This is a genomic window from Sphingomonas oligophenolica, from assembly GCF_039522915.1.
GTDB classification, from domain to species: domain Bacteria; phylum Pseudomonadota; class Alphaproteobacteria; order Sphingomonadales; family Sphingomonadaceae; genus Sphingomonas; species Sphingomonas oligophenolica.
On the sequence record NZ_BAAAEH010000029.1, the window covers coordinates 1 to 12,331 of the forward strand.

The following is a 12,331-nucleotide window of genomic DNA, read 5'->3' on the forward strand; positions in this document are numbered from 1 at the left end:
ATAACAGCCAGGTATCAGCCAGCATAACAGCCAGCTTTTTCGCCGGAACAGCCAGGTAACAGCCAGGTAACAGCCAGCACCTCCCCCGGGCCGGCGTGGCGAGTGTCGTCTTGTTGTGATTCAATCTGAGAAAGAGCGGGGGCGAGCTACCTAGGGGCAGCCTGCCCTGCTCCGTGCTGCAACAGCCCGCGATCCTGTTGAATCGACCAACCCGGTCGATCGAACGAGCCTCATGTGACTCAGCGGACGAATCCGCCGTCGGCGGATCAGGATTGCGTGACGGGCGCTCCGGCCGGGGCCGCGGCAAGGGCGCGTTCCTCATTGAGGTCGCGCACGATCTTGCGCGCGTGGCTGCGGACATCCTCGAGATGCTGTTCTACCCAGCGCGGCTCCATGCCGGCTACGATCGACCCGACATGGTGATGGCGCGACGGCAGCATCGCAAAGGCATGTTCGATATAGCGATCGAAGCCATGGATCAGCGCGTTGAGCTGGCCGACCTCGTCGAGCCAGATCTCCTTCAGACCCGACGAGGTGAAGCTCACCATGCGCTTGCCCGCCAATACCCCCTTCGCGGCGCCCTGACGAACGGCGGAAGGGACGACGGCACTGCCGAGCACCCGCTCGACATAGCCCTTGAGCATGGCCGGCGGCGATCCGAACCAGATCGGATAGACCAGCACGAAGACGTCGGTGGCGCTGAGCACTTCGAGTTCGTCCTCGACATCCCGAAACACATGGAACGTGTCTCCCGGCCGTTCCGCAGATTTGAGCACGGGATGGAAGCCCATCGCATAGAGGTCGCGGACCACGACTTCATGGCCAAGCTCCCGCACCGTCGTCGCATAGGCTGTGGCGACCGACGCGTTAAAGCTGCCCTGCTCGGGATGGCAGAGGATGACGACATGGCGTGGCGTCGGCGGTTTGAGCTGATCGGTCATGGTGATTCTCCTGCGCCTGAGGGTAAGGCGCCCCTCCCAAGCCGACACTTGGTAGAATTACGGACACGGGTCGCCGATCATCGCGACCTCATCAGCGGTAAGCGATGATCCTCGCCATACGCTGCCCGCAATGGCAGCATGACCAACCCGGCCAAGACCTGGAATCGTCGCTGCCGCATCGGCATTGTGGGTGCAACTCAGCCCCTCGCGCAGACGAAGCTTTCCGCCCGCTCGCCGCCAACCGTGCCGGGCTTCGGCCGTGCGATGAGCGGATAGCGACACAGCGGGCGCGTCCGTCCATGCCATGGCGACATCGGCCCCGACGAGGCTTCGATCCGGTCAGGCGCCTTGCCCTGCTCGACCCATTGCACCAGCGCGCCAAATGAGTCGAAACGATCGGTCGCTGGGCCGCCCGCACAATGCCCCATTCCCGACACCGGAAACACCCGAACGAATTGCGACGCCGTGCCATCGACCTTGCTGTTGACCTCGTTCCACCAGGCAATCGTATCGTTGATCGAGAATACCGGATCCGAGACGCCCTGGGGCACCACCATTCTGCCACCACGTTTGCGGAAGGCAGCGAGGTCAGGCGAGCGCGCGCCGACATCCTGCCAACCCGAACGCGGATAGATTTTGCTCGTCGCGTAGATCGCGCCGCCATCGCGATCGAAATCGAAGCCGAGATGGTAAGCGAGCATCGATTCCAAACCCACACCAGGGACCTTGGGGGGCACGGTGAAGATCGTCGCGAGCGCCGGTGCGCCCATCATCACGTTGATCGCCGGAACATGGCCATCAGCCAGGCCGATCTTCCAGATTCGCCAGCCCATGTCCGACCAGCCTGCGTCCCATGGGAAACCGGCGTAGAGCGGCTTGCCCGCCGTCGTGGCGACCCCGTCATGAACCCGCACGAGCGCGCCGACCTGCGCCCTGGAGAGACAGGAATCCTGCTTCTCCCCCGTGCACGTGCTCCGCGCCAGTGCTGGTAGCACCTTGGCGGATGTACATTGGCGGAAATTGCCCACGATCCCGTCCTTCAGGCCGTCGTCGGCATCGCAGGCCTCGAGCACTGCCTTGCGAACCAGCCCGAGATCCGAATCGCTGAAGGTGGCGGCCAGGGACGCCGGCGTAACCCGTTCGCCTTTCGCCCTGGCAACCTGCGCGAAGCTCTGGGTATCCCACGCCTCGGCGAGCGCAGCGCGCGGCAGCGAGAAGCCAGGCGCGGCCGCGACGATGCCGTCGTAAAGTTCGGGATAGCGCTGCGCGAGCGCCATGCCCTCCTGCCCGCCCTTCGAGCAGCCGACAAAGTAGCTGTAGCGCGGCGCAGCGCCGTAGAATTTGCCGACAACCGCCTTGGCGGCGCGCGTCACCGGGGCAAGCGAGGCGCCGCCAAAATCCGCGCGCGCCTGCGGATCGAAGCCGAACGCCGTCGCTCCGCCGCGGTCGGGCAACGCGTTGGTGGCATTGTCATGCCCCGAATCCTGCGAGAGCACCGCAAAGCCTTGAGTCAAAGCGGGGGCGGCATCCCCGGTCAACCGGCCGATCGCATCGCCGAGATCACCGTTGGTTCCGCCACCGCCCTGAAAGAAGAAGCGGTGATTCCAGTTTTCGGGCAGGCGGAGATGGAACCGGATCGCGTAATGCTGCCCGTCGATCCCGGTCCGCTCGTGCATCGTGCCGGTGACCTCGCAATGTACCGGCAGCGTGGCCGGCGGCATCGCCATTCCCGGTGGCCCCGGAGGAGTCGGCGCTGGACCCGCTACGCGATAGACGCTGGCGACGATCCTGGTAGCGGGGACAGGCCAGGCCCCCTTCATTTCGGATCCGATCGCAGCGCAGCGCGCTTCGAAGGTGCGCGCCGGCCCGTCAGCCGCAGCATTGCCGGGGGGCGGGCGATCCCCGCTGGCCGTGGACAACAGGGCACCGACCATCGCCGAGCCGGCCAGCAGGGTTGCGCGCATGACCATCAGAACCTCGTCGCCACGCGGACGCCGAACTCGCGCGGCGCGCCGTAGAACTCGTTGTTCCCGGATTGCCCGCTGACATAGACCTTGTCCGCCAGATTGGTTGCGTAGCCCTCGATCGTCCAGTCATGGACCTTCAGCGTCAGCTGCGCCGAGAGCAGGCCCCGCGCGCGCAGATAATCGGTCGCCCGCACATAGAGCAGGTTGGTCCAGCGTGGTCCGACAAAGGCGTAGTTGAGCCGCGGCGTGAGCGATACTCCATCGCCAAGCCCGGCCTCATATTGGACGCCGGCATTGTACGACCATTTGGGCGAGAACAGGTTGGGGCCGCCCCCTGCCGTCACCAGGAAGGGCGTGTAGTTGAAGCAAACCGGCGGATTGGAGGGTGTGCCCGCCGGGCATTGCGGACCATATTGTGGTATCGACGGCAGCGCGCGCGAATTGACGATGGTGACTGCGGCGAGCTTCGAGTCGACATAGGCAATGCCCCCATCGAAGCTGAGACCGCCGAACTTCGCCTGTGCCTGGAATTCGGCACCCTTGATCGTCGCATTCGAGATGTTGACGACCCCGCTCTGGCCAGTGCTCGGCTCGACCGTGTCGAACTGGAAGTCGTGATAATCCATGTAGAAAATGCCGAGCTGGGTGCGGAGGTGGTTTCGGAAGAAGCTGGATTTCCAGCCCGCTTCATAATCCCACACTGTCTCGGGCCCGAATTCAGAGCTCACCGAATTGGCGCCGCCCGGCTTGTAGCCGCGCGCCGCGAACACATAGATCAAGCCCTCTCCGCCGAGATTCCAGTTGAGGCCGAGCTTGCCGGTCAGGCGCCCGTCATTGTGGCTGGCGGCAAGATCCGCGACCTGGAGGCCGGTTGGGCCGAAGATCGGACCACCCGCCCCGATCACCACGTTCCCACTGCTCGTCACCTTGTAGTTCGAATAGCGGACGCCGAGCTGCACCTCGAGCGCCGGCGTGATCTTGTAGCCGGCCTGCGCAAACGCGCCCAGGGTGAGCTTGTCCTGGAAGTTGCGAATGTCGGTTGGGTCGGTCACGGCGCCAGCGAGGGACTTGATGATCACATCGATCTTGTTCTTCTGGGCATAGCCGCCGAGGATCCAGTTGAACGCGCCCGTCGTGGGCGAGATGATGTTGATTTCCTCGGTATATTCGCGTTCGCGGACAAACTGATCCTGGGTCTGGTTCGGGCTCTCGCCATGAGCGCCCAGCAGGCTGCCCCCATCGGTGTCGTACAGGTTGTTGATGCGCTTGTTGGTGTAGCCGCTTACCGAACGAAGCACGATGCCGCCGTCCAGTTCATAGCGCAATTCGAGGCTCGAATTGAACGCACGCTCGTGGTTGAGCGTCGGCGCGTTATAATCCAGCTCGCGGAAATCGGGTAGCCGGTCAGCGGCGAAAGCGGTGGTGAGGATCGGACGATAGGCATAGCCGCCGGTATTCTTGTCGACCCATTCGACCTTGGCGACCGCACGGAAATTGGCGGGATTCCACATGATGCCGATGCGCCCCGCCTGTTCGTCGAGGCTGTCAGGCTTGTTATGGAACGACCCGACATCGTGATAATAGCTGTCACGCCAGCGCGTGACCCCGGCGAAACGGACGGCGAGCGTGCTTGATATGGGCAGGTTTACGGCACCCTCGGCACTGACCGCGTTGTAGCTGCCATAGCTCGCCTGGGCATAGCCCTTCATCTTGTCAGTCGAAGGGTTCTGCGTGTTGATGAAGATCGCGCCGCCGGTCGAATTCGATCCGACCAAAGTGCCCTGCGGCCCGCGCAGGACTTCAACCGAGCCGATGTCGTAGAAGCTTGACGATGTCACGATCGGCGGCTGGAATACACCGTCGATATAGGTGGCGACGCCGTTCGCGACCTGCGGCGAACCGCTGGAGATGCCGATTCCGCGGATATTGACTGATTGAGTGAGGCCCTGATCAGTGATCGAGAGCGACGGCGCTGCATATTGGAGGTCGCCGAGCCGAGTCACTGCCTTCTGGTTCAGCTCGTCTGAGGTGAGCGCGGTCGCCGCGATGGGAACGCTTTGCAGCTTCTCCTCGCGCCGCTGCGCCGTCACGATGATGTCCGCGACACCGGTCTGATCGGCCTGGGGAGCTGGCGCCTCCTGAGCCTGGGCGGTCGCGGGCGGGGCCCACAAGAGCGCCGTGACAATCGTGACGGTGGATGTGAATCCCAGCATTTCTGGTTTCATTTTTACCTCCCCTGGATGCCAGTCGTCTTACGCGATCCGGCTTAGGGGATATGGTATACCCCATAGCAATCGAGATAGCAATCGATTGCATAACGCTCCTTTCCACCCACGGAAACGCTCGTAACCAGACGGTTACTCTCAACCGCTTGCGACCTCGGAGGGCAGCTTTTGCCCGCGCGTCACCCGGTGCAGGTGGCTGGTGATGGACTTGCCTGCCGGTTCGTGGAAGCCGGGCGGAAACAGGGGCGCGAATCTTCCGCCTCGGTGTCGGCGCCGCTTCCCGATTCCGGTTCGATCAGAGCGAATCGCGCCTGACAATGCGAACCGGCAAGGTCGCCGAAGGTGTTTCCTCGCCCTCAAGCCGGCGAAACAGAAACTCGACAAGCGCGGCGGCACCGTGTTTCAGATCCTGACGAACCGTGGTCAGCCGCGGATGCGAATGTTCGGCGAGATCGAGATCGTCGAATCCGATCACCGACACGTCGGTCGGCACCTGGACGCCGCTGGTTTGCAGGGCACGCAACGCCCCCAGCGCGATCACGTCGGAGGCGGCGAACACAGCATCGAAGGCGATGCCGCGGGCGATGAGCCCCTGCACCGCCGCCAGGGCAGTATCCCCGGTGAAATGCGCAGGCTGGATAAGATCCTCGTCAACCGGGATTCCAGCCCGCTCGAGCGCGTTCATATAGCCGCGCAGGCGCATCTGGATCTCGGGCAAGGCGGTCGCGCCGAGAAACACGATGCGCCGCCTCCCCGCCTGGAGAAGGGCGTCGACGGCCGCACGTGCGCCACCGACATTGTCGGACCCTACCGAGCAATAGGCCTGTTCGGGCAGATGGGCGCCCCACACCACCAGCGGCAGGAAGGCCCGCGCGGCGGCGTTGATCTCTTCGTGCTGATTGCTCTGGCCGACGATGATATAGCCATCGGCCTTTTGCGACTGGACGTGGCGCACGAGCCATCCCGGCGCCGGCGAGGGAATCCGCGAGAGGAGGACGTCATAATGACGCGCCGATATCTCGTCGGCGAGATGCCCGAACAGCTGCAGGAAAAAGGGATCGGAAATGAGCTGGTCGGCTTCGTGCCCGAGCGGAATCGCAACGCAGATCGTGCGGGTGCGATTCGACCTCAGCCGTTGCCCACGCTGATCGATGACATAGCCGTGGTCGATCGCGATCTGCTGGATCTGGCGACGCGTGGTTGCCGGGATCAGCGGGCTTTCGGCAAGCGCGCGCGAGACGGTCGACGTCGAGACGCCGGCGAGCCGGGCGATGTCGGTCATTTTCAGGGGACCGGCAGTCTTGCCCTTCTCGTCGTCCTTGGCCCTTGGCGGTCGCATGCGGCTACATACCGCATCGTGGGCTCGGTGCAACGCACGACGTCGTCGCCACGCATCGCTGCCGGGAGATGGTCGGGCAATGTCGAGGCGGTGATTGCGGTTGGAGCCGTCTGGCTGTAGAGGAGGGGTGCGCAATCGATTGCAGGTTTTCACTGCGACGGCATGACCAGGGAGAGGCTCGATGATATTGACCCGGCGCGAACTGCACAAATTCGCGGCGGCGGCCGGGGCCTCGCTTCTCTTGGCCCCTGCCGCGCGGGCCCTGGCGGCCGTCGGCACGGGCGATCCGCTCACGCTCGTCGACCCCGAGCTGCGCGCCGCGGCGAAGGCGATGCTGGCGCAGCATTTCCCGCCAATGACCCGGCAGGCGCTGCCGGAGATGCGCGCGTCGTGGGTCGCGCCGCCCTCGCTTCCATCGCCCGCGCCAGCGGTTGTCACCCGCCAGATTCCCGGGCGCCGCGGCGACCCCGACGTCTCGGTGCAGCTGATCGGCGCCAATTCCGGCCAGACAGGCCGGCCCGCGATCCTTCACATCCATGGCGGAGGCATGATCTCGGGTCGGGCGCAGAACATGACCGCGTTTTGCCAGACGGTTTCGGCTGAGCTCAACTGCGTGGTGCTCAATGTCGATTATCGCCTGTCGCCGGAAACCCCCTATCCGGGACCGGTCGAAGATAATTACGCAGCGCTCACATGGCTTTACCGGAACGCAGCGCAGCTCGGCGTCGATCGGGCGCGGATCGCGGTGATGGGCGAAAGCGCCGGCGGCGGCCTTGCCGCGCTGCTGGCGATCGTCGCGCGCGACCGCGGCGAGGTGCCGATCTGCTACCAGCTGCTGATCTACCCGATGCTCGACGACCGGACCGGGAGCACGCGCCCGGTGCCGGCGCAGATCGGCCGGATCGGATGGTCCGCCGAAGCGAACGCCTTCGGATGGAGCGCCTTTCTGGGGGTGCCCGCCGGTTCGGACGGGGTACCGCGCGGCGCGGTGCCCGCCCGGATCGCCAATGTGGACGGGCTGCCCCCCGCCTTTATCGGCGTGGGCGCCATCGATCTGTTCGCCGACGAGGACATGGCCTATGCGCGGCGCCTGATTGCGGCGGGCGTGCCGACCCAGCTTCACGTCACGCCGGGCGCCTATCACGCCTTCGACTTCGTCGTGCCCGACGCACGCGTCTCGCGGGAATTCACCGCGGCCTGGAAGAGTGCGCTCAAGGCCGCCTTCGCCGCAGGCGCCTGATGCGCAGGATCGAATAAAGCGAGGGGTTGGTCGAATGCATGACGAAACAAAGGTAACCGGAATCCATCGTCGTGCCGTGCTGGCCGCAGCCGGCGCGGGTATCATGCTGTCGCAAGCCGCCACGGCCGAGATCCGGCCCGCCCCATCCGGGCCGCTCGGTCCGCTTTCGGCGAGTTGGCGGCACGCCGAAGTCCTGCCCTTATGGCAGGGAGCAGCTCCCGAGCAGGGGTTCCGCGCGATGCCGGTCCCGCCCGGGTCTCCCCCCGGTTTCCTGCGCAACGTCGCCGTGCCGACGCTCCACCTGTTCCGTCCGCGCCTCGGCAACGGCCGCGCGGTCTTGCTGATACCGGGCGGAGCCTACACGTTCGTCGTCGGCACGCATGAGGGGGCCGATACCGCGGATGCGCTCACCAGGCTTGGTTACACGGTATTCGTGCTCACCTATCGCCTGCCCGGCGAAGGCTGGACCAATCGCTGGAACGTCCCGCTGCAGGACGCGCAACGAGCGATACGGCTCATTCGCGCGAACGCGAAGCGCTACGCCGTCGACGAAGCCAGGGTTGCGGTGCTCGGTTATTCAGCGGGGGGGCATCTCGCCGCGTCCCTGGCGACGGAATTCGCGGAGCCGGTCTACTCCCCGCGCGACGCGATCGACACGCACGATCCACGACCGTCGGCGGCCGGGTTGATCTATCCGGTGATCACCCTCTCACCCCGATATTCCCATGCGCAAAGCGCGGCGGCGTTGCTCGGCCCCACACCGGACGATGCACTGATTGCGCGTCGCTCGGCTGACCTTCATGTCACGACCGCGACCCCGCCGACTTTCCTGGCGCACGCGCTCGACGATTCCGCCGTTCCACCCGAGAACAGCTTCATGATGCTCTCGGCATTGCGATCGGCGGGTGTCGCAGCCGAAGCGCATTTCTTCGAACGCGGCGGGCACGGCTTCGGCCTCGGCTCTCCCGATGCGCCGACCGGACACTGGCCGGCGATGTTCGATCTGTGGCTTGGCCAGCATCTTGGCGCGAAATGACGTCCTGTCGGCCCGCGGGCCGCTGCCTGGAGACAACTTCGTGACCAACGCGCGTAAGCCGCATCTATCGCTGCTGCGGATCATCGAGATGAATCTCGGCTTTCTCGGGTTGCAGTTCAGCTTCGGGCTGCAGCAATCGAACATGGCGCCGATCTATTCCTATCTCGGCGCAAACGAGGCGAGCCTGCCGCTGCTGCAGCTGGCGGGGCCGTTGACGGGGTTGCTCGTCCAGCCGCTGATCGGCGCGATGAGCGACCGGACGGCATCGCGCTGGGGCCGGCGGACACCCTATTTCCTGTTCGGCGCGATCCTCTGCTCGATCGGCCTGTTCGTGATGCCGCTCAGCCCGACCATCCTGGCGGCGGTCTGCACGCTGTGGATCCTCGATGCGGGCAACAACATCACGATGGAGCCCTACCGAGCCTATGTCAGCGATCGCCTGTCCGACGACCAGCGCGCCTTCGGCTTCCTGTCGCAAAGCGCATTCACCGGCCTTGGGCAGATGCTCGCCTATCTGGCGCCGACATTCATGGTCAACGCCCTCGGCTTCAACGTCAACGCCGTGGACTCGCATCACATCCCGGTCATCACGCGCGCTGCCTTCACGATCGGCGCGATACTCTCGTTCACGACGATCGCCTGGTCGATCCTGCGCGTTCCCGAACTGCCGCTGAGCGACCAGCAGCGTGCGGCCATCGCCGCCAAGCCGCGCACGATCGGCGCGACGCTGGGCGAAATCTGGGATGCGATCGTCACCATGCCGCCGACGATGCGCAAGCTGGCGCTGATGAGCCTGTTCCAATGGTATGCGATGTTCGCCTATTGGAACTATGTGATCTATTCGATCAGCCGCTCGGTCTATGGCGAGAGCAATCCGCTGTCCGAGGGCTTTCGTCGCGCGGTGCTCGACAACGGAGTGCTCGGCGGATTCTACAATGGCGTGGCGTTCGTCGCGGCACTGGCGATGGTGCCGCTGACCCGGCGCTGGGGGGCAGCGAGGATGCACTCGCTATGCCTCGTCGCGGCCGGCTGCGGCATGATCGCGATCCCGTATATCGCCGACACGACCTGGCTGTTCCTCCCCGCGATCGGCATCGGGCTGGGCTGGGGCAGCATCATGGGCAACCCGTATATCATCCTGTCGAATGCGATTCCGCCCGAGCGCACCGGCGTCTATATGGGCATCTTCAACATGATGATCGTCGCGCCCATGCTGCTCAACGCTGCGACGATGCCGCTCTATTTCGACAGCTGGCTCGGCGGGGATGCGCGCAACGTGTTGACGCTGTGCGGCGTCCTGATGGGGCTGGCCGCGCTGTGCGTGCTCTGGGCGCGCGAGCCGCGGCCGACGCGCGGCAGGATCGCTGCCGTCACGTGAGCCCTGCTTGCCCGCGGCGCGATCGCTCGGCATGGCCGAGGAGGAAGACCAGCGCATCATCGAGGCGCGCGCGCCACGCCCCCTCGTCATGGCCGACGCCCGGATAGCAGCGCGCCACGACATCGATGCCCTCGGCATATCCGAGGCGTGACAGAGCGGTCGCGACAGCCGCATGAGTCGGGCCATAGAAGCGGTCGATCCCCTGCCCGCTGCGGTCGATCCAGACCGCATGGCGGCCTGCCCGCGGCAGGCAGGCGTTTGCGAAATCAGCCACCGCCATCGTCACATCGGCAGCGAAATCCGGCGGCAGCGTCTCGCTTTCAGTCACCGGGAGCAGGCTGAGATGCGCCGACAGGCACGCCGCGCCGGCGACACGATCGGGATAGCGCGCAAGCGTCTCGAGCGCGATCGCGGCGCCCAGCGAGGAGCCGGCAAGGAACGAGCTGTCGGCGCTCCGGCAGGTAACGAAATGCGCGTCGATCAGGGGTTTAACATCCTCGATGACAAGCCTGGCGTAGGCGGCGGAGCGCGCCGCGCCGCCCCAGGCGGATTCAACCGCGCCGCGCGCCGAAGGTGATAGTCGGTCCAGGATCAACGCGGGCGCATAGTCCAGGAACCGGTCGGTGGTGCTGGCGATTCCCACCACGATGGCCGGCATGATGGTCCCCGCATCGGCGAGACGCGCCATGCTGCGGTCGACCTCCCACGCCGTCCCGAACGGCACCAGCCGCGCATCGAACAGATTCTGCCCGTCCTGCATGTAGAGCACCGGGAATCCGTCCGGCGGGGCAGCGGTGTCGGGAACCCAGACGAACAGGTCGCGCGGAAGCAGCTCGGGCGACGCGAAGGCGCGACGGACGAACAGCTGGCCGCGACCCGAGGGAGGCGCCAGCGGCGCAAAGCCGCCGCGTGCCGCGCCCGCCTGGGTCACGGCCGCCGCGCCCGGCGCATCGCCATGGCAAGACTAGCGGCCAAGGTGGCGATCGAAGAAGCGCAGCATCACGTCATAGGACTCGCGCGATTCCGGTACATCGGCATTGTAGAAGAAGCCGTGAAACAACCCCTCCCACACATGGAGATCGGCATCGACCCCGAGCCGGACCATCTGGCTATGGGCATGGACCGCCGCGCTGAATTCGAAGCCACGCGACGCGGTGATGATCAGCGTCGGCGGAAATCGGCGTATCACCGAGTCGGACGATCCGGGCGATACCAGCGGATCCTTCGGGTCAGTGCCGGCGAAATAGGGCAATCTGGACGCCGTGCCCGGGTCGGCGGGCGGCCAGGCCGGAGCGGCGCGCGCCTCGCCGAGCGGCGCCGTCACGAAATCGGCATCGCCGCCGAAGCCGAAGCCTGACATCGTCGTACCGGCGCAGAAGATGCCGATCGCGCCGGGCCGCGGCAGGCCGTGCACCTGGAACCACGCCGTCGCCATGCCGGTCAGCATGCCGCCCGCCGAGCAACCATAAATGCCGATATTCCGGGCCGGATATCGCTTCAGCAGCGCGCGGTACACCGCTGCGACGTCCTCGCTCGCCGCCGGGAAGCGATGCTCGGGCCCTTCGCGATAATCGACCGACACCACCCTGATGCGACCGAGCGTGGTGAGGGGGATCGATTCGAGTTCGGCGCAGCCGGGGAAGCAGCCCGAAAAACCGCCGCCGTGCAGGTTGATCAGCACCCGATTCCGATTGTCCGGCGCAATGCCTGCCGCCGGTGCATAATCATAGACATGCACGCCGCCGATCTGCGCCTCGACCCGCTTGTGCGCGAACAGCGCGTTCTGGCGCGCCAGATACGGTTCCATGAAGACGGGCACGCCGTTCTTCTGCTGCAACAGGGCCGGCTGCTGCATCTGATGCAGATGATCAGCGACATAGACCCTGGCCTCGGGGCTGAGCATGCTCGACACCGGCACCGTCATTGCGGGGACCTGCACCGTGCCCTGCTCGTCGACCTTGATCTGTGCCGGCCTGTCGGCCTGCGCCGCGAGCGGCTGCGACATGGTCAGGACCGCAAGTACCGCCAGCAGCGCGCCGCCAATGCGCTCGAATAACCCTGCCCTCATGTCGCTTCCTCTCCTGCCCGATGTCGGCGCGCATGACCGACACTCCTGATCCGAACGCGAGGTCTGCCTCGTCGCGGCTGCAGATAAGCAACACTCCGCAATCGTTTGCAAGGCTATCCGCATTATTCTTGCAATCG

Annotated in this window: 9 protein-coding genes; 3 read left to right on the top strand and 6 right to left on the bottom strand. The window is 65.4% G+C overall.

The features are described from left to right. Positions 1-266: 266 nt before the first annotated feature. The 4 genes from ABD050_RS14375 to ABD050_RS14390 all read right to left on the bottom strand — a co-directional run bounded on the left by ABD050_RS14375 (position 267) and on the right by ABD050_RS14390 (position 6,415). A complete protein-coding gene (locus ABD050_RS14375; protein WP_343890099.1) occupies positions 267-941 on the bottom strand; it encodes an NAD(P)H-dependent oxidoreductase in 675 nt (224 codons plus the stop codon). Positions 942-1,138: 197 nt separating this feature from the next. Continuing rightward, complete coding sequence (locus ABD050_RS14380; RefSeq protein ID WP_343890100.1) at positions 1,139-2,911, bottom strand: tannase/feruloyl esterase family alpha/beta hydrolase; 1,773 nt, start codon at positions 2,909-2,911, stop codon at positions 1,139-1,141. Further along, positions 2,911-5,133 carry a TonB-dependent receptor gene (locus ABD050_RS14385; protein ID WP_343890101.1) on the bottom strand — a complete coding sequence of 741 codons (2,223 nt, stop codon included), beginning with the start codon at positions 5,131-5,133 and terminating at the stop codon, positions 2,911-2,913. The genes ABD050_RS14380 and ABD050_RS14385 overlap by 1 nt, the downstream gene beginning before the upstream one ends. 295 nt (positions 5,134-5,428) lie before the next feature. Next, on the bottom strand, positions 5,429-6,415 hold the full coding sequence (locus tag ABD050_RS14390) for a LacI family DNA-binding transcriptional regulator (RefSeq protein ID WP_343890102.1): 987 nt from the start codon (positions 6,413-6,415) through the stop codon (positions 5,429-5,431). A 238-nt stretch (positions 6,416-6,653) separates the two neighbouring features. Here ABD050_RS14390 and ABD050_RS14395 point away from each other — a divergent pair, with 238 nt between their 5' ends. From ABD050_RS14395 to ABD050_RS14405, 3 genes are all read left to right on the top strand, one after another. Beyond that, positions 6,654-7,712 (top strand): alpha/beta hydrolase, encoded by a 1,059-nt coding sequence (locus tag ABD050_RS14395; RefSeq protein WP_343890103.1) that lies wholly within the window; start codon positions 6,654-6,656, stop codon positions 7,710-7,712. A 34-nt stretch (positions 7,713-7,746) separates the two neighbouring features. Further along, positions 7,747-8,748: an alpha/beta hydrolase gene (locus tag ABD050_RS14400; protein ID WP_343890105.1), complete on the top strand. Its 1,002-nt coding sequence runs from the start codon at positions 7,747-7,749 to the stop codon at positions 8,746-8,748. A gap of 88 nt (positions 8,749-8,836) precedes the next feature. Further along, on the top strand, positions 8,837-10,126 hold the full coding sequence (locus ABD050_RS14405; RefSeq protein WP_343890166.1) for an MFS transporter: 1,290 nt from the start codon (positions 8,837-8,839) through the stop codon (positions 10,124-10,126). On the opposite strand, the gene ABD050_RS14410 is transcribed toward ABD050_RS14405, so the two are convergent. Both ABD050_RS14410 and ABD050_RS14415 read right to left on the bottom strand, forming a co-directional pair. After that, positions 10,119-11,057: an alpha/beta hydrolase gene (locus ABD050_RS14410; protein ID WP_343890106.1), complete on the bottom strand. Its 939-nt coding sequence runs from the start codon at positions 11,055-11,057 to the stop codon at positions 10,119-10,121. The two genes, ABD050_RS14405 and ABD050_RS14410, sit on opposite strands and share 8 nt — an antisense overlap. A gap of 33 nt (positions 11,058-11,090) precedes the next feature. Then, entirely contained in the window at positions 11,091-12,194 is a 1,104-nt protein-coding gene (locus ABD050_RS14415; protein WP_343890107.1) for an alpha/beta hydrolase, read from the bottom strand. Positions 12,195-12,331: the final 137 nt, after the last annotated feature.

Coding starts and splice junctions, on each gene's coding strand:
- ABD050_RS14375 (WP_343890099.1), bottom strand. CDS start 941: ATGACCGATCAGCTCAAACCGCCGACGCCACGCCATGTCGTCATCCTC.
- ABD050_RS14380 (WP_343890100.1), bottom strand. CDS start 2,911: ATGGTCATGCGCGCAACCCTGCTGGCCGGCTCGGCGATGGTCGGTGCC.
- ABD050_RS14385 (WP_343890101.1), bottom strand. CDS start 5,133: ATGAAACCAGAAATGCTGGGATTCACATCCACCGTCACGATTGTCACG.
- ABD050_RS14390 (WP_343890102.1), bottom strand. CDS start 6,415: ATGACCGACATCGCCCGGCTCGCCGGCGTCTCGACGTCGACCGTCTCG.
- ABD050_RS14395 (WP_343890103.1), top strand. CDS start 6,654: ATGATATTGACCCGGCGCGAACTGCACAAATTCGCGGCGGCGGCCGGG.
- ABD050_RS14400 (WP_343890105.1), top strand. CDS start 7,747: ATGCATGACGAAACAAAGGTAACCGGAATCCATCGTCGTGCCGTGCTG.
- ABD050_RS14405 (WP_343890166.1), top strand. CDS start 8,837: ATGAATCTCGGCTTTCTCGGGTTGCAGTTCAGCTTCGGGCTGCAGCAA.
- ABD050_RS14415 (WP_343890107.1), bottom strand. CDS start 12,194: ATGAGGGCAGGGTTATTCGAGCGCATTGGCGGCGCGCTGCTGGCGGTA.